The organism is Vibrio sp. Y51_MX_L26, assembly GCF_024181935.1.
Lineage (GTDB): Bacteria > Pseudomonadota > Gammaproteobacteria > Enterobacterales > Vibrionaceae > Vibrio > Vibrio diabolicus.
This window is the reverse complement of the sequence record NZ_JAMZAS010000005.1, coordinates 163,893-181,776: the sequence shown is the minus strand read 5'-3', so window position 1 is coordinate 181,776 and position 17,884 is coordinate 163,893. Positions and strand designations below refer to the sequence as shown.

The window sequence follows — 17,884 nt, the reverse complement described above, 5'->3', positions numbered from 1 at the left end:
ATAGAAAAACGGAGACAACGGTCTCCGTTTTTATTTGCTAAAAAGGTGCCTTACGCAAGCTCAGCACGAAGTTTCTTCGCCGCTGACACGAGGTTCGCCAATGCCGCTTCTGTCTCTGCCCAGTTACGTGTTTTCAGACCACAGTCTGGGTTCACCCACAAACGTTGTACCGGAATCTTTTCTGCCGCTTTCTTGATTAAGCCTTCAATCCACTCTTCCGTCGGAATGTTTGGAGAGTGAATGTCATAAACACCTGGACCGATTTCGTTCGGGTAATTGAACTCTTCAAACGCTTTAAGCAGTTCCATATTTGAGCGTGACGTTTCAATGGTAATCACATCCGCATCGAGCGCCGCGACTGAATCGATGATTTCATTGAACTCGCTGTAACACATGTGAGTGTGAATCTGAGTCTCTGGTTTTGCACCCGCTGCCGAGATCTTAAATGCATCCACCGCCCATTCTAAATACGCTTTGTGATCGCGCTTTTTCAACGGCAGACCTTCACGAATCGCAGGCTCATCGATTTGAATGATATTGATGCCTGCATCTTGCAGATCAGAAACCTCATCACGCAGTGCCAGTGCCAGTTGCTGGGCGATTTCTTGACGAGTAATGTCTTCACGCGGGAATGTCCAACATAAAATCGTTACCGGGCCCGTCAGCATACCTTTCATCTGCTTGCTGGTTAGCGATTGTGCGTACGTCGACCATTCCACCGTAATCGGCTTTTCACGCTCAATGTCGGCAACCACAATGGCTGGTTTCACACAGCGAGAGCCATAACTCTGTACCCAACCAAATTTCGTCGTTTGGAAGCCCGCCAAGTTCTCCGCGAAGTATTCCACCATGTCGTTACGTTCTGCTTCACCATGCACAAGCACATCTAGGTCAAGGGCTTCTTGACGTTTTACGGCATCCGCAATATGTCCTTTTAGTGCTTGGATATAGTCGGACTCAGATAACTGGCCAGTGCGATAAGCACTGCGCTGAACACGAATTTCACCCGTTTGAGGGAAAGAACCGATTGTCGTGGTTGGCAACAGAGGCAAGCCCAATACTTCAGCTTGATGCGCAGCACGCTCCGCGTAAGGTGCGCTGCGCTCGGCAAGTGACGCAGTAATACTGTTTAAACGTGCTTGAACTTGTGGCTTATTCACATGCGTTGCCGTTTTACGTGCTTTGATTGGCTGGCTGTAGGTATCACAAGCGAGAATCGCATCTTGATCACCATCGAGTGCTCGGCCAAGCAAGGCGACTTCTGTTACTTTTTGTTTTGCAAACGCAAACCAGCTTTTCACTTCTTCACTTAGCTCTGTTTCCAGTTCCAGATCAACCGGGCTATGTAGCAAAGAGCATGAGCTCGCAACCCAAAGGTTGTCGCCCAGTTTTTCTTTTACTGGCTGTAGACGTTCAAGTTGCGCACTCAAATCCGAGCGCCACACGTTACGACCGTTGACCACGCCAGCAGACAGCACCCACCCCTCCGGTAGTTTGGCAACCACGTCATCAAGCTGTTGAGGCGCGGCAGATAAATCGATATGTAAACCATCCACTGGTAGCTTTACAATTTTGTCTAGCGTATCGCTTATAGAGTCAAAATACGTTGTTAGCAGCACTTTTACATCGCTTCGAATCACTTGGTACGCTAGCTTGAACGCATCAGCCCACTGACTTTCAAGCTCTAGTGACAAAATTGGCTCATCAATCTGAACCCACTCAACACCTTGACTCGCGAGCTTTGCCAAAATAGCTTGGTAAGCCGTAAGCAATCGCGGCAGTAGCGTCAGGCGATCGAACCCTTCTTCTACCTCTTTACCTAAGTAAAGGTAACTGACTGGGCCAAGCAAAACTGGCTTCACTTTATGCCCAGCTTGGGTTGCTTCGTTGACTTCTTCAAACAGTTGAGGCCAGCTCACTTCAAATGTATCGTCCTTGCTAAATTCAGGTACGATGTAGTGGTAGTTTGTGTTGAACCATTTAGTCATATCCGACGCTGCAGCGCCCGCACAGCCGCAACCCGCTTGAGATTGACCGCGACCCACTTTGAATAGCGTATCCAAATCAGGGAAACCGTCTGCGTGACGTTTTGGCACGTGACCCAGTAACAACGTGGTCGTCAGTACATGATCGTACCAAGCAAAATCGCCAGCGGTGGTAAAACTCAAGCCAGCATCTGTTTGCGTTTGCCAGTTTTTAGCGCGCAGATCTTCCCCAACCTTTTTAAGCTCTGCTTGATCAATTTCTCCGCGCCAGTATTTTTCCTGAGCGAATTTTAATTCTCGTTTTTCACCGATGCGTGGATAACCTAGTACGTGCGTTGTTGTAGCCATGTCCCTATTCCTTTTTCAATCTTGTTCAATTTGTTTGGGTCAGAGTATCTTTCGTCATAAAAGATGTCTGGATGGCTAAACTATCGCTCTCATCTGCGGTTTGAACAACGTCCATTTATTCAACTTGTTTATTAAAAAAATTCATCATGAGGCGACATGATTCGCAAATAAATACAACAAATAGACGTCTAGACGTTTACATATCCATTTTTTGTCGTTAAGTTATTTATACGATTGCTATTCTGTTCATAGCGAGCAACAAAGGATGAAAGGAATTCATGATAGAGCTAAAACATTTGCGGACACTCACTTCGCTTCGAGACACCGGCTCTCTAACCGCGACCGCGACCGCGTTGCATCTCACTCAATCGGCCTTGTCTCACCAGATCAAAGATTTAGAGGCACGGATTGGGGGACAATTATTCCTTAGAAAAACTCGTCCGGTGAAGTTCACTTCAGAGGGAGAAATCCTATTGCGTCTTGCAGAAGATATTCTTCCCAAACTCGCAAGAGCAGAAAATGATTTGGCAAGCTTGAAAGAAGACGTCAATGGTCGGTTGCATATGGCGATTGAATGTCACTCATGTTTCCAATGGCTCATGCCTGCTCTTAGGGAATATCAACTTGCCTGGCCTAGCGTAACACTGGATTTTTCGTCCGGCTTTGGGTTTGAGCCCCTACCCGCATTGTTGGCTGGCGAGTTAGATCTCGTTATCACGTCAGATATTCAACCTCGTTCTGAAGTACATTATGAACCTTTATTCGACTTTGAAATGCGCTTAATTACCGCGACCAACCACCCATTGGCGGAAAAAGAAGTTATTGATCCGCAAGATCTCGCAGATCAAACCATGCTCTCTTATCCGGTTCAAAAACAAAGGCTAGACGTCGTAAAACACTTCTTGCAGCCAGCGGGTGTAGAGCCCGCCAAATGGAAGCAAGCCGACAATACTCTGATGTTAGTGCAAATGGTCTCCGCAGGATTAGGGGTTGCAGCACTGCCAAATTGGGCGATTTCTGAATTTTCTCGCCAAGGCCTTATTACCAGTAAACCTTTTGGCCAAGGCTTATGGCGTCGCTTATTTGCTGCAACGCGTCACTCAGAGAAAGATAAACGTTACTTACAAGCCTTTTTCGCAACCGCAAGGCTACAATGTAAAAGCCACCTTGACGGAATCAAGATGGCTTAGGGATATGGATTAAGAAAGGTTTAGCGTTGATATGCTTTAAATTGGTTGGTCAATGGATCGTACTGATAACCAAGCATATCAAGCTTGCCTACAACGGACTCTACATCCATTTCATACACCGATACTAACTCGTCAAAACTGTCGCACTCTAAACGTAGCTTTTCATTGACGATACCTAGCAAAATAATGCTGTCCAAATTACCTACATTGCTTAAATCCATCGCGACTCTCCTCTTCGACAAGGTATATAAACAAGCGTAGACGTAATCACGTGAATTTAAAGTGAGCGCGATCCAAAACGTGAGTGCCTTATACTCAAGCAACCTAGAAAGGACTTGAGTACAAGCAGTATTGCTCTGTTTCTCGACTCGCGATTAAGCCGCCAGAGAGAATAAACCTTGTAGGCTCGTCATTGACGCAAGCGCGAGCAACAGGGCGACGCTCAGTTGAACCTTTTCCGGTTTTTTATGTGTGAAGATATGCCAGCACCAAACAATGATTGAAGAAATGAGCATGGCTAAAGACAATAAAATTGGTTGTGTTGCGGCGCTCAATGTCGCTTCATTTAACTGGTAAGAAGCAAATAGAGTTGCGATTACCAGCAGCATTCCAGACACAATGCCCGTAACGGGCAAAATGCGGTGAAATGCCTGCAATCTGCTACGAGCGATAGTCAGAAGCAATTGAGAAAATGACGCCCCAAGGAAAAATATCATTATTGCCATCGCAATAGACGCAGGCCAGCTTGGCTGTTCAAATGCTTGAATACTTACATACGCAAAAGCCAAACCATTCGCTAAATGCATCGCCCAAAGAGGGCCTTTTTCACGCGTTTTCTTGGTTTGAACCTGAGAGTAGAAATAGAAAATAGCGAACACGATCATAAATGCTTCAATGCGAAGAGAAGCAACCGCAAGCCACAATAACGCCACTGCTGGCAACATTTTATGAAGACGGCCTCTCTGACCCGGACAAATATCGCCCTTGATGAGAAGCAAAGTCAGTAGCGCTTGCGCGCCAAATAGCATCGGAGGAAAAGTAACCAGCAATTGTTGAATCATGTTAAATGCACGCTTAAAAGTCATTTTGGGGTGGCGATAATAGCAAATCACCTATCGTCAAACCACCGAAAGTCTATCCCCAAATGTACTAGAACAGCGAGACTTTTTATTCAACAAGAAGCGAGATACTTCAACGCATCTTCTTGAGTTAACACGCCTCTGTATTCTTCTTTTTCATCACATAAAACCCACGGGAAGCGAATGCCTGTTTTGATTAGCTCTCGAATAGCAGCGACGGACAAATGCGCATTGACGAGCACAAATTCCGTGCTCATTATCTGGTTCACCGGGCGTTTCCAAATCCAATTTTCTCGCTCAGTCTCTAATTCTGTCCCCATGGAAGGCGTTAGGTGTAAGTTAACTTGCTCTTTGGTAACTAAGCCAACACAGCGCTTTTCGTTAATGACAACCAACGGCGAACTTGGACTTAAATTCATATATTCCACCGCCAACGATAATGGCTCCCCGGGATCAAGGTGCCTTACCTCTTCATGGCTCAGTGATTGCAATACATCATCTTGTTTTGGTTTGACAGCAACACCCGAAAACAAATGTTCGTAACTTTCCGCTTTCTCCATCAAATCGACAGGCCGAGCACGAGAGAACAAAAAGCCTTGCATGTAATCCACACCTATTTCAGCCAATGTTTTAAGCTCCTGTTCTGACTCCACGCCCTCGGCAACCACTTTTACATTCATTTGCTGAGCAAGATCAGTGACCATTTTGACAATATTATAACTGGTATTGCCATGCTGAATGTTCTTAACGAATTTTCGGTCGATTTTCAGTAAATCAAACTGCCCTTTCTCTAGGTATGAAAAAGAAGAATACCCTGTACCGAAGTCATCAATCGCAATTTTAATGCCCTCTTTGCGCACTTGCTCTAGCGCTTGCGTATGCTCTTCGTCTTGCTCAAAATACGCAGTTTCCGTCAGCTCAATCGTGACTCGTTTAGGATCGACACCACTGGCTTTAATTAGGTCATGCGAACGCTGAAGAACCTGGAGCGAATCCAATTTAGTATTCAGTGAGCGATTGATGGTTAACCCTATTTCCTCGCCATATATGTCTTGCAAGCGCGGAAAGTGCTTGAGCGCGGCTTGACAAACCTCATCATCCAGAGCCGCAATCAACTCTAAATCTTCAATAACAGTAATCATCTCTTGAGTGCTATAGGCATCACTTTCATGATAAAAGCGCGCTAAGGCCTCGAACTTAACGACTTTACCAGTTCGGCTGTCAATGATTGGTTGAAAATGAACATCCACCAGCCCACTGTCTATTTGCGCTTCCAAAAACGCCTCTAAATGCTGGCGTTTTACTAACTCAGAATGAAGCTCACTATTATAAAAATTAAAATAGCCACCTTCTCCAGAAAGTGAGGACAACATCGCCTGGGCTGCATGCGCTAACGCTTGCTTTGGCCTGTTTGTATCATAGCCGAGGATTGACACACCCGTTTGTCCCTCGACGATAGTGGTATGCATTTTTGTTCCCATTTCATTCCTAAGCTCAGTGAAGAACCCTTTCATTGCAATTTGAATCAAACGTAAAGGACTTAGCCATTGACAGTGAGGAGTTTGTAAACAGACAACAAACACATCCCTAGAAAGTTGACCCGCTATACTGGTGTAGCGGCTTCGCATAATAAAATCGGCGAAGCCTAGTTGCTGTTCAAGTAAGCATTTTTCAGAAAAATTTGGTCTGAGAGTCATGACGATATTGAGTTCTTTACTCCCACTTTCGTTCGCCAAATTAGCTAATTGCAGTTCGAACTCTTCTCTAGAAGGCAAAAAAGCTGACCAATCATGTTGTTGTTCACAGCGATTTTTCATCCACAACAAGGAAGCCGAAATGTCAGTAGAGAAGCCGAGATAAAGAATCCGTCCAGAATGAAATGTTAGCCGATAGATACAAAGATGATGCGCCTGATTACTACCATTTGCAGTTCTACTCAATAAATTACCGCTCCAGTATCCTTCATCATCAATATGTTGCCAGAGCTGGTCGTAAAACGCCTGACTATGGTGAGATGTGCTAAAGATATAGGTTTTAAGTCCAACCAAATCACGGTTTTGATAACCCATTTGCAATTCAAAGGCACGGTTACAACCTAAGATTCGGGTGTCTTCGTCCGCGACTAAAACCCCTACATTCGGTAAATCAAAAATCGTTTCGAGAATTTTCGCTAACTCTTCGCAGCCAGTGATCGTCAATTGCGGGATGATAGAGCCTTGAACAATACGCTCATTGAGCTTTTCAAAGCTAATTGTAACATGTATTAAGCGAGCTTCATTAAGCATCATGCAACAAGAAAAACGACCTTGCCCACCTAGGAGCTCCACTTCTAAAATTCGTTGTCTTAGTGTTTCCTGTTGCCCCATCAGCATGTGCTCAAACAAATCATCTAAGCAGGTGACTGGCGTATTTAACCCAAAAGCATTTGCCATTCCTAGCTGGTCGCATTCGAACTCGCGAGTATCAATCTTGTAAGACCATTCAATCACTGGAGTCGGATTGGATGTCGGTTGCACTTTTTCATGTGCTATTGTTGTTGAGTCACTCATTCCCTAGCCCCCTTTTTAATTAGCCTCATGCTCAGGGTTCGTAGTCAACGTGCCTTATTCCATTTGGGACCTGCTGATCCTCTTGTAAAATAGATTCTGGCAACGTAAGCCAATCGACTTAGAACCTTTTCAGAGCTTGTTCGGCTTTTTGCATTTTCCTATGCATTAATTTGATTATAGGCGTTGTTTTTAATAAGCACACCATTGCTTATTGGTTGTATTAACATTGCGACATTTTTCACGACTCGACCTATAACCATGAGGCTTTCAAGGTGATATTAGACATAAAATCGCCGATATAGCCTTGATATTTTTGCAAACCAAATAAAACTCGATGAACTAAGCTTGAATAGATGAGTTTGGTATAGATACCTGATCCTCAAATCGCTATAATTCGCGCTCCCTGGAACAGAGAGCAAAATATGACCAATAACATCACTCCTATTCATGAGTACAAAAAATACTGGGCAGAGTGTTTTGGTACGGCACCTTTCTTGCCGACCAGTCGCAAAGAAATGGACGCCCTAGGATGGGATAGCTGTGACATTATCATCGTAACCGGTGATGCTTACGTGGATCACCCAAGCTTTGGTATGGCTATCATTGGCCGTCTGCTAGAAGCACAAGGTTTCCGTGTCGGTATCATTGCTCAACCAGAATGGCAAAACAAAGATGCATTCATGCAGCTTGGTAAGCCAAATCTGTTCTTCGGGATCACTGCGGGTAACATGGACTCCATGATCAACCGTTACACCGCGGATAAAAAACTTCGTCACGATGACGCGTACACCCCCCATAACGAAGGTGGCAAACGCCCAGACCGCGCGACTTTGGTTTACTCTCAGCGTTGTCGTGAAGCCTATAAAGAAGTGCCTATTGTTTTAGGTGGTATCGAAGCCAGCCTACGCCGTGTTGCGCACTACGATTACTGGTCAGATAAAGTTCGCCGTTCGGTACTATTTGATGCAAAAGCAGACATCCTACTTTTCGGTAACGCAGAACGCGCACTTGTAGAAGTAGCGCATCGCATTGCAAATGGAGAAGACATCAGCACCATGACCAATATTCGTGGTACTGCCGTGAACTTGCCAGCCGCGCCAGAAGGCTACACAGTTATCGATTCTTCTCGCATTGAAAAACCTCGTAAGGAAGCGTTCGTACCAAAGAACCCATACGAAGTAGAAACTCAGTGTGAAACTAAAAAAGATGAGCCAGTTGCACAACCAATCACGATTCGCCCATCACGCCACGATGCTGCGACAACTGCGGTTCGCCTGCCTTCGTTTGAAAAGCTAAGAAACGATCGCATTCTTTATGCTCATGCAAGTCGTGTATTGCATTTAGAAACGAACCCGTACTCAGGTCGAGCGTTACTTCAAAGCCATGGTGATCGTGAACTTTGGGTAAACCAAGCCCCAATCCCATTGACGACCGAAGAAATGGACTTTGTGTTTGGCCTGCCTTACGCGCGTGTTCCTCATCCTATGTACGGCAAAGCAAAAATTCCAGCGTATGACATGATCAAAACGTCTGTGAACATCATGCGTGGTTGTTTTGGTGGTTGTTCTTTCTGTTCAATTACCGAGCATGAAGGTCGAATTATTCAAAACCGCTCGAAAGAATCGATCATCAATGAGATTGAAGAAATTCGCGACAAAGTTCCGGGCTTTACCGGCACAATTTCCGATCTTGGTGGCCCGACTGCAAACATGTACCGCCTAGGTTGTAAAGATCCAAAAGCGGAAGCGAACTGTCGTCGTCCGTCTTGTGTATTCCCGGGCATCTGTAACAAGCTAAATACAGACCACAAACACACCATCGATCTATACCGCGAAGCGCGTAAAGTTGAAGGCGTGAAGAAAGTGATGGTCGCATCTGGCGTACGTTACGACCTTGCGATTGAATCACCAGAATATGTAAAAGAGCTCGTAACTCACCACGTAGGTGGTTACTTGAAGATTGCACCGGAACATACAGAGAAAGGCCCTCTTGATCTGATGATGAAACCGGGCATGGGCACGTACGATCGCTTTAAAGAAATGTTCGAGAAGTACAGTGCTGAAGCAGGCAAAAAGCAGTACTTAATCCCTTACTTTATCTCTGCGCACCCAGGCACAGAAGACGAGGACATGCTGAATCTTGCTCTGTGGCTGAAGAAAAACAACTTCGAGTGTGACCAAGTACAAAACTTCTACCCATCACCGATGTGTAACGCAACGTCGATGTACTACTCAGAGACAAACCCTCTGAAACGAGTGAAGTATAAAAAACGTGAAGATGTACCTGTAGCAAAAGGTGAACGTCAACGTCGCCTACATAAAGCGCTGTTGCGTTACCACGATCCAGCAAACTGGCCAATGATTCGCGAAGCCCTAATCAGTATGGGTAAAAAACATTTGATTGGTGACAAACAAGGCTGTCTCGTTCCTGCGGAAGACATTGAAGCACAAACACCTGCACAACGTCGTAAATCTGGTCGTCACGGGGCAAACCGCTTTGCAACCAAACATACCAAAAACCAACTAGGCTTCGGTGGTCATTTGAACAAACGCTCTGAAGGCGGTTCAAAAGATGGTAAACCATCTGGCAACCGTAACGGTTCTGGCAAAGCACAAGGTAGTCAACGCCCTGCAAGCAACGGCCAACGTCCTAGCGGCAACGGTGCAAACCGCCCGGCAGGCAGCAAGCCGCAAGGTCAAGGTAAAGGTCGCCCACAAGGACAAGGCAAACCAGCTGGTCAACGTAAACCAAAGCGTCGCTAATTCTTTAGCACTTAAATACTAGAAAGGGCTCCAGAGGTAACTCTGGAGCCCTTTTGTTTTGTTCGATATTTCTCGCCAATTGTTTTGCCGGAAATGAACCGAGTGAGCTGGCTTGAGCTCACTCACTCGCTTGATTAAGACAACTTGAACTTACTCAACTCACCGTGAAGATCACTGGCTTTTACTGTCAGTTTGTTACTGATCGCTACAGAAGATGACATGGTATCCATCACTTCCATCGCCGTATCATTAATCACAACCACATTACGGTTGATCTCTTCCGACACCGAACTTTGCTCTTCTGCCGCTGAAGCGATCTGATTATTCATATCATTAATCACTTCAATAGCTTGGTTTATTTCGGCCAACGCCAACTGCGCTGCTTGTGTTTCTTCTTTGGTATCCACCGCTTGCTTCTGGCTTTGCTCCATTAACACGACGATTGATTGCGTTTCTTGCTCCAAACGAGCCAACATTGCACGAATTTCTTCTGTCGAGCCTTGTGTCCGCGTTGCAAGGTTGCGGACTTCATCGGCTACCACAGCAAAACCACGACCCGCTTCACCAGCACGTGCAGCTTCAATCGCAGCGTTTAGAGCCAACAAGTTGGTTTGATCGGCAATGCCACCAATCTCACTCAGAATACCCTGAATAGCCGTGCTTGAAGCCACCAAATTCTGCGTCTGGTGCTGTGCATCATTCACTTGCGAAGCGAGATTATCCACCGCGCTTGCAGCATTGTCCATACGCGACATGCCATTCGCACTATTGCTTTGAACTTGGCTTGCCGCCGCCGCTGCTTGTACCGCAGAATTTGCCACTTCTTGTGCGGTTGCGCTCATCTCATTAATCGCCGTTGCTAGCGAGTTGACTTCGTTCACTTGAACGTTCAGTTGATCTCTCGAAGCCGCCGCACGAGCTTGGCCTTCACTTGCGTTTTTATCAACTTGGTCTGCCGTCGCCATTACGGTTAAAAGCATTTCCTGAATGCGAGCGAGGAAGGTATTAAACCAGTGCGCCAGTTGGGCGGTTTCGTCCTTACCTTTCACCTCAATGCGGTAAGTTAGGTCACCCTCGCCTTGTGCTGCGTCTTTAAAACGCTCCACTAAGTTAGTTAACACTTTGCCCAACGAGGTCGCGATCATCGTCATCGCAACAATACCAATCAGAGCCGCAATAATCCCTGCCCACACTCCCTTTTCAAGAGCTTCTGCACTTTGTTCTTCACTCCATCGCTCGTAGTCATCCACGTTCTTTTTAAGGAAGCTACTGGGAACCGACACCATAACGATCCAAGGCGCGTCGCTGGTTTCAATTGCAGTGATCGCGTACTCATCCCCACCAAACGTCACAAGGCCTGCGCCTTTTTGTTTCGCAATGGATTGAATACGAGCCCATTGAGACGCCAATTCATGAGAGACTTTCTTGCCCACTTGATCCGCTTGGCTGCTGTTCGCCAGTGTGATGCCTTTCCACGAAGAAATCAGAATACGGCCTTGTCCATCAAACAAGTCGCTCGCGTAATCTTCACTTTGGCTTTGTAACTCGTTCAATGACAAATCAAAACCGAGAGAGCCAATGATCTCGCCACGTAACTTGATTGGTTGGCTGATGGTCGTGATCAGTTCTTGTTTGCCGCGAACCGGATACATGTATGGTTCCATCACGAACGTTTTGCCCGTTTCGTAAGGCATCAAGTGCCAATCGTCTTTACGCTCACCGTTGTTGTTTAATTCAGTATTACTAAAGCTATCCATCGCCACAACATCAAAACTGTTGTGCGAATTTGGCGAAAAGAATGGCGCTAAGTAGCCTTCGCTATTAAAGCCAAGGCTTTTGTCTTGAATCGTTGGCTCAACCCACGATGGCTTTTCCCACACCATGTAACCAGCAAACACAGCTTTGTTCTGAGCTTCTAGCGACACAATAAACTGTTTAACAATAATGTCTGGCGTCGCGGCCGTCTCTGCGCTTAATTCGATAATTGAACGCGCTTGCTTTAGGTTCGCCAACACTGGCTCTAACTGGTTGGAAATATTCAGCCCTTGCTGAATCGCCGTATTGCTCAGGTCGGTCGTGGTGGCTTCGGTCAGTTGAGATTTTACTTTTGTAGTGATTTGTTCATTCACTTGCGTGAACGCATTGGTTGTCATACCCATTGCAATCAATAGAGTGAAGGCCATTGCCCCACCCGCACTGACAGCAATTCGAGTGCGTATACTGTTAAACATGATAGCCTCACAAATTGATTTTTATCTGGCATTAAGCATTGGAAGGATCATGGATTTTAAACAAGTAAAGTTAATGGAAGGCTTTCATTTATAAACAGAGCAAGAACAGAAAATGTAGTTTTATTAATAAAAATAAAATAATGCAGATTTTCGCTTATACATGAAGCCATTGATTTAATTGAATTATCTCAAAAAGCAGAATCTAAGTGTTTGTATTTAAAAGCAATAACCACAATTAAAAAGGGGAATTAAGAGAAGTAAGAACTTTTTCTATGAGTGAGTCAGTAAAAATCAGCAATTACTAACAATGTGCTCAATATCACATAAATAATTTAGTATCTTCATGTTTTATATAGAGTTAACAGAATCAAACAATCTGCCTCATTTATACACCAAGAAAAATTGATAGATATGAACAAAAGGTCGTAGATTTACTTGGATAATAAGACGGTATTTAAGCTAGACATTGAAAACCGATACAAAGGTGAGAAAATCATGTCGACAACTTTTTCACACCTATAGTGAATAATGTTCGTTAAGATCAGCATTCGAATTTATCGAGATTGGATAAGAATAAATGAAACGTGTACTTTTGATAGAAGATAATCGTGAAATAGCGGGAATGTTGTTCGATTATTTTGAGTGTGCTGGCATGCAACTGGATTATGCCGACAACGGTGAGCTAGGCTTAAAACTGGCGATGGATAATGCGTTTGACATCATTTTGCTCGACCTCATGCTGCCGCGCATGGATGGCCTAACACTGTGCAACAAGCTGCGTGAAGCGGGTAATAACACTCCGGTGTTGATGTTGACAGCACTTGATAGCCGAGACGACATGCTCAAAGGCTTCCAACACGGCGCCGACGACTACCTCACCAAACCGTTTGATCTCGATATTCTTGAAGCACGCATGACTGCATTGATTAAACGCTACCGCGGTACGGTTGCATCAACCAAACTCCAGTATGGCGAAGTGTCTATCGATCAAAAAACGCATCAAGCCTACCGTCAAGATAAGCTGTTGGCGTTGAATCCAACCACGTACACGATTCTAGAAATGCTGGTGAAAAACGCGCCAGAAGTGGTCACACGTGAGGAGATTGCTTTCCGATTATGGCAAGAAGATGAGCCAAATAACGATGTGTTGCGTAGCCATATTTATCAATTGCGTGGGCAGCTCGACAAACCATTCAAAGAGCACGTTTTGAAAACTATTCCAAAAGTCGGCTTCCGATTGGAGCCCGGGGCATGATTCGCCGCTTATTTAACAATACACAAAGCTTAACCGGACGCCTTGAACTCTTCTTCCTTCTAGTGTCGGTTGTGATTGGCTTGCTATGCTTCGCATTGGTTAGCGGAGCGCTATTATGGTCGGAAGATCGCGTCGGTGAGCGACGTATTATGATCGATAAAAAAGAGGCGATTGAGCACTTTCGAAACCATCCTGATAGCGGAATCATCAAACTAGATTTACTGACAACGGCATACAACGACATCAATCTCGTCCCTGAGCTCTATCAACCCTTCATCCAAGATAAAAAGTACTTTCTCGCTGAAGTTGCTGACGAACCAGACACTCGCATGATTTACATGAGCACCTACACGCAAGATGGAGAGGAACATCCTATTATTCTGATCTCTCTGATTGATGAGATAGAAATTACATCTAACGAGTTCATGTTTGTTCTCGTTATGGTGCTGGCGGTTGTCATCGGGTTACTTTTGATTTTTGGCAGCCTATTATCGAGACTTTCTCTGCGTCTCATTGAACCTGTCAGTGCCCTAAAAACACAACTGGACCGCCATCAAGGTGACACTACACAAAAATTTGTTGTCCCTGAAGGCTCTGCAAATGAATTCCAAACGCTCGCAAATCAGCTTAATGAATATCGACATCAAATCAATCAAGTGATTAAACGTGAACAAGCTTTTGCACGATATGCCAGCCATGAACTGAGAACACCGCTCACAGTGATGAAAGGCTCAAGCAGCTTGCTAGCCAGAAGTCCAAGTACATCGTTTCAAGAACGTCAGATTGGCCGTATTCAAGATGCCACTTTGCAGATGTCGACCATGGTTGATGCTTTGTTGGGTTTGGTGCGATATGAACGCAACACAGACGACAGCCCCGTTCGAACCATATCAGAGCAAGAACTTCACAACATCGTTGCTCTTAGCCAAGCGCAAGCCGATGAAAAATCGCTGGAATTTAATGTACAAATATTGGGGCATCCGCAAACCAAAGCGACCACTGCAGTTCTTAACATTACGTTGAGTAACTTAATTCGCAACGGCATTGCAGCCACGTCAGCGGGAACGATTCATATCACCATGACCGATACCACACTGTCGGTGAGAGATGAAGGCGAAGGCTTCTCTTCCGTGCCAGATGCCGAAGGCCATGGTTTGGGACTCATGATTGTGGACGACTTATGCCGACGCTATGGCTGGCAATTCACTATTGATACACATCCTGAGGGGGGATGTGAGGCAGTGATTGACCTTTCGTCAGAGCATCATGAGGCTTGCTCAGAGTAACTTCCTCAGCACTAGATTCAATCAAGAGGTATCTCATTTGCTCAGTATCAAAACGGGCAGTTCGATACCTCTTTCTGATTCGATTGAATGAAATCTTATGCCGCAAGCCCAACTAGTCGTTCGAATGCTTGCGATGCCGATTCCGACGCTTCACACACAGAAAACACATCTTCGATAAAGTACTTCAACGCTCTGGATTCAATGGCTCTGATTGCAGCTTGCTGCTCGTCCGATAAATAGCCGTAAATGCTCGCCGCGCCAAAGTCACCGAAGATCATCTCCCCTTGCTCGTTCACCAACGTATTGTGCGCATACAAATCACCATGACACACCTTGATGTCGTGTAGGTGATTGAATACGTCCACCATCTGCTCAACAATAGAATTCACTTGCTCGACTGTCAGCGTAAACCCTTGTGGGAACGTATCTCGGGTGCAGGTTTCCAACGTTGGTGGCAAACCTAAGTTGTAGTAACTGTTTGGAATCAGCTCCATCACCAAAGCAAGCTCTTTACCGTCATTCACTTGCGCGATGGATTTTACTAAGTTGTTGTGATGCCCAGCTTGCAAACACGCTTCAAGTTCATCATGAGGGTAACCGTCACTGGTGACCTCGCCCTTGAACACTTTTACCGCAACTTCACTCGGGAAGTTGTATTGAGCGTCAGTCCAGTTAGCATGAGAAATCACGCCACTTGCCCCTTGGCCGAGAACATGATTAAGCGAGTAACTGTTTGAGGTCACTTTCGGCACACTGTCTAGCGAAGATGGGTGTTTGCAGAATGGATTACCTGCAAAAGCAAACCATGCCAATTTAGGTAGCTTCATCAGCACATCCGGAAAGTGCTCTAGCTGGTTCGCAGAGAGACGAACCAATTCCAAATTAACTAAGTTTTCCATGCTACTTGGCAGTCGTTTGATGCGATTCCCCGCCAGTGCAAGCTTTCTTAAGCGCGGCCTTTCACCCAGACTGTTTGGCAGCGTTTCAATCTCGTTGTCGGTCAGGATCAGCCAACGTAACTGACTTGGTAGTGAGGCTTCACTCACCACTTTGATCTTGTTGGTTTTAAACCCAACCATCTCAAGGTTTGGCAGCTTGCCCAATACCTCTGGTAAATGAGTGAACTGATTATTGGACGCAAAGATGATTTTTAGTTTGGTCAACTGTTCCAGTTCTTGTGGCAAATCTGACAGTGCGTTGCCGGATAAATCTAACACTTCAAGCGAGTCTGCAAGCTCTAAAATTTCCATAGGGAACTCAGTTAGCCCTTCCGCCAACTTCAGTTGTTTAATTCCTACTAATTGTCCTGTTTTTAATTGTTCTAGAGTCTGCAAAACCAAGCCTTCTGATTGAATGGAAATAAGCTGAGTAGTGTACGTGGCTTGAGGCAGAAAGGCGAGACATGGGGTGGAATAGCATGGAATCAAAGCAACCAAAGGATAGAAGTGAAACCATTACAATGGTATTACAGCACCGGTGAGTGCGAGTCAAAACATCAGGAATAACCGAAATGGTTGTACTGAAACACAGACTTTTTATCTGGGTTTAATGGCGTTACACTACGCGCCCTTTTTAAATGGCAAAGGTGACACGGTTTATTCCGTCAGCATCGACATGAAACTCTCAGAAAGTCCTATCACCCAACATAGCTTTAATGGGCGCAAATTTTTCCTTAAACGTGACGACATGCTCCACTCCCACTTTTCTGGGAACAAAGCACGTAAGTTTATGACGTTAATGGAAGAGCAAAATCCCGACATCACCACGTTAATAAGCTTTGGCTCCGCTCAATCTAATGCCATGTACTCGCTAGCGGCTCTCGCCCAGATTAAAGGTTGGGCATTTGAGTTTTATGTTCATCACATTCCATCTTGGCTAAAAAGCTCCCCCATCGGAAACTATCGTGGCGCTCTCGATTTGGGTATGAAAATCACCGCCATGCAAGACATCGGTAGCGAACTCCACCCTAGTGAATACGTCCACCAGGTACGAAGATTAGATGAGTCGACATTGCTTATTCCAGAGGGTGGACGTTCCCACCTCGCTGAAGCTGGCATCAAACAGTTAGCACGAGAAATTCTTGATTGGACGCGATTGAGAGGTAAAGAACAGTTTACCGTCGCCCTGCCATCAGGCACTGGCACGACCGCTTTATATCTTCATAAACATTTAAGCCCACACGGCATAGAAGTGCTAACTTGCCCTTGCGTAGGTGATGCAGATTACTTAACTGAACAGTTCAACCAGCTCGGTGAAAACAGCCACCCAACCATTTTAACCGTGCGCAACAAACACCATTTTGGCCGCTTGTACGAAGAAGATTACATCACATGGAAAGCACTCTTTGAGCAAACCGACCTCGAATTTGACCTGTTATACGACCCGTATATGTGGCAATGCCTCACCCCTTGGTTGGAAGAGAACACAGATAAAACGGTGATTTACATTCACCAAGGCGGGTTACTTGGCAACGAGTCGATGTTGCCAAGATATCAACGAGAATTTGAATAGCGTGTTCAGATAAAGTTGTTGTTGATTCCAGTGATTACACTATTTGATGAGCGCCAGAATTTCTTTGAATTCAGGTGCTCGGCAATCTTCGACCATTTCATACAAACACATTTCTAGCCCAGTGAGCACCACACCGTTAGCGGTTAACTTCGCAAGAGCGAGCGCTTTATTGGCAGCGGTTCGGGAAGATACACAATCCGTGACTAATTCAACGCGATAACCGGACTGGCGCAGAGAAACCGCGGTTTGATAGACGCAAATGTGGGATTCAATACCGCAAACCAACCAGGTATCCACTTTCGCGTTCTCCACCGCGACCTTAAACGTCGCCTCTTTGCAACCATCAAACGTGTACTTGGTAATAGGTAAATGCTTGCTTTCAAGCACTTCACGAATCGGCTCCGCGGTTGAGCCCAACCTTTCTGGATTCTGTTCTAGCCACAGAATAGGCAAATCTAGCGCTTTGGCACCCTTTACCAGTTTCGTGATATTTTCAATCAGTGCGTTGCTTTCATGCATTAATGTAGCGAGTTTGCCCTGAACATCCACCACAATCAGGCCCGTGTTTCCTTTCGATAACATTTCCATCTCCTATCTTGTGCGACCACAAACCATACTCAACAAGTTGAGCAACAGTTAATGTATCAGAACCCTTTCATGTTAGAGCAATAAAACCTAGAAAGATGAC

12 protein-coding genes are annotated in these 17,884 nt (G+C 45.4%); 5 read left to right on the top strand and 7 right to left on the bottom strand.

The window, feature by feature from the left end:
• Positions 1-50 precede the first annotated feature (50 nt).
• A complete protein-coding gene (gene metE, locus NL645_RS13510) occupies positions 51-2,333 on the bottom strand; it encodes a 5-methyltetrahydropteroyltriglutamate--homocysteine S-methyltransferase (RefSeq protein ID WP_253651845.1) in 2,283 nt (760 codons plus the stop codon).
• A gap of 278 nt (positions 2,334-2,611) precedes the next feature.
• Between metE and metR the strand changes: the two genes are divergently transcribed.
• A complete protein-coding gene (metR, locus tag NL645_RS13505; protein WP_005392844.1) occupies positions 2,612-3,523 on the top strand; it encodes an HTH-type transcriptional regulator MetR in 912 nt (303 codons plus the stop codon).
• 20 nt (positions 3,524-3,543) lie between these two features.
• Here metR and NL645_RS13500 read toward each other — a convergent pair whose 3' ends face one another.
• From NL645_RS13500 to NL645_RS13490, 3 genes are all read right to left on the bottom strand, one after another.
• Entirely contained in the window at positions 3,544-3,744 is a 201-nt protein-coding gene (locus NL645_RS13500; protein ID WP_005392843.1) for a DUF4250 domain-containing protein, read from the bottom strand.
• Between the two features lie 153 nt (positions 3,745-3,897).
• Entirely contained in the window at positions 3,898-4,608 is a 711-nt protein-coding gene (locus NL645_RS13495; RefSeq protein ID WP_065646058.1) for a hypothetical protein, read from the bottom strand.
• 86 nt (positions 4,609-4,694) lie between these two features.
• Positions 4,695-7,151: an EAL domain-containing protein gene (locus tag NL645_RS13490; RefSeq protein ID WP_253651844.1), complete on the bottom strand. Its 2,457-nt coding sequence runs from the start codon at positions 7,149-7,151 to the stop codon at positions 4,695-4,697.
• Between the two features lie 422 nt (positions 7,152-7,573).
• Here NL645_RS13490 and NL645_RS13485 point away from each other — a divergent pair, with 422 nt between their 5' ends.
• A complete protein-coding gene (locus tag NL645_RS13485; RefSeq protein ID WP_253651843.1) occupies positions 7,574-9,913 on the top strand; it encodes a YgiQ family radical SAM protein in 2,340 nt (779 codons plus the stop codon).
• Between the two features lie 134 nt (positions 9,914-10,047).
• On the opposite strand, the gene NL645_RS13480 is transcribed toward NL645_RS13485, so the two are convergent.
• The gene (locus NL645_RS13480) at positions 10,048-12,144 is read right to left on the bottom strand and encodes a methyl-accepting chemotaxis protein (protein ID WP_253651842.1); all 2,097 of its coding nucleotides are present in this window, start codon (positions 12,142-12,144) and stop codon (positions 10,048-10,050) included.
• Positions 12,145-12,721: 577 nt separating this feature from the next.
• On the opposite strand from NL645_RS13480, the gene NL645_RS13475 reads away from it, so the two are divergent.
• Together NL645_RS13475 and NL645_RS13470 are read left to right on the top strand one after the other, a co-directional pair.
• Positions 12,722-13,399, top strand: a complete 678-nt coding sequence (locus NL645_RS13475; protein ID WP_152811957.1) for a response regulator transcription factor — start codon at positions 12,722-12,724, stop codon at positions 13,397-13,399.
• Positions 13,396-14,685 (top strand): HAMP domain-containing sensor histidine kinase, encoded by a 1,290-nt coding sequence (locus NL645_RS13470; RefSeq protein WP_104971921.1) that lies wholly within the window; start codon positions 13,396-13,398, stop codon positions 14,683-14,685. Before NL645_RS13475 ends, NL645_RS13470 begins: the two co-directional genes overlap by 4 nt.
• 95 nt (positions 14,686-14,780) lie before the next feature.
• Here the strand turns inward: NL645_RS13470 and NL645_RS13465 are convergent, their stop codons facing one another.
• Positions 14,781-16,019: a leucine-rich repeat-containing protein kinase family protein gene (locus NL645_RS13465; protein ID WP_253651841.1), complete on the bottom strand. Its 1,239-nt coding sequence runs from the start codon at positions 16,017-16,019 to the stop codon at positions 14,781-14,783.
• 280 nt (positions 16,020-16,299) lie between these two features.
• Here NL645_RS13465 and NL645_RS13460 point away from each other — a divergent pair, with 280 nt between their 5' ends.
• Positions 16,300-17,196 carry a 1-aminocyclopropane-1-carboxylate deaminase/D-cysteine desulfhydrase gene (locus NL645_RS13460; protein WP_053316013.1) on the top strand — a complete coding sequence of 299 codons (897 nt, stop codon included), beginning with the start codon at positions 16,300-16,302 and terminating at the stop codon, positions 17,194-17,196.
• Positions 17,197-17,235: 39 nt separating this feature from the next.
• Here the strand turns inward: NL645_RS13460 and NL645_RS13455 are convergent, their stop codons facing one another.
• Complete coding sequence (locus tag NL645_RS13455; protein ID WP_253651840.1) at positions 17,236-17,778, bottom strand: isochorismatase family protein; 543 nt, start codon at positions 17,776-17,778, stop codon at positions 17,236-17,238.
• Between the last annotated feature and the right edge of the window lie 106 nt (positions 17,779-17,884).

Excerpts from the sequence above, each read along its gene's own strand:
- metR (WP_005392844.1), top strand. The coding sequence starts at position 2,612 with ATGATAGAGCTAAAACATTTGCGGACACTCACTTCGCTTCGAGACACC.
- NL645_RS13490 (WP_253651844.1), bottom strand. The coding sequence starts at position 7,151 with ATGAGTGACTCAACAACAATAGCACATGAAAAAGTGCAACCGACATCC.
- NL645_RS13485 (WP_253651843.1), top strand. The coding sequence starts at position 7,574 with ATGACCAATAACATCACTCCTATTCATGAGTACAAAAAATACTGGGCA.
- NL645_RS13460 (WP_053316013.1), top strand. The coding sequence starts at position 16,300 with ATGAAACTCTCAGAAAGTCCTATCACCCAACATAGCTTTAATGGGCGC.
- NL645_RS13455 (WP_253651840.1), bottom strand. The coding sequence starts at position 17,778 with ATGTTATCGAAAGGAAACACGGGCCTGATTGTGGTGGATGTTCAGGGC.
- NL645_RS13480 (WP_253651842.1), bottom strand. The coding sequence starts at position 12,144 with ATGTTTAACAGTATACGCACTCGAATTGCTGTCAGTGCGGGTGGGGCA.
- NL645_RS13500 (WP_005392843.1), bottom strand. The coding sequence starts at position 3,744 with ATGGATTTAAGCAATGTAGGTAATTTGGACAGCATTATTTTGCTAGGT.
- NL645_RS13495 (WP_065646058.1), bottom strand. The coding sequence starts at position 4,608 with ATGACTTTTAAGCGTGCATTTAACATGATTCAACAATTGCTGGTTACT.
- NL645_RS13475 (WP_152811957.1), top strand. The coding sequence starts at position 12,722 with ATGAAACGTGTACTTTTGATAGAAGATAATCGTGAAATAGCGGGAATG.
- metE (WP_253651845.1), bottom strand. The coding sequence starts at position 2,333 with ATGGCTACAACAACGCACGTACTAGGTTATCCACGCATCGGTGAAAAA.
- NL645_RS13470 (WP_104971921.1), top strand. The coding sequence starts at position 13,396 with ATGATTCGCCGCTTATTTAACAATACACAAAGCTTAACCGGACGCCTT.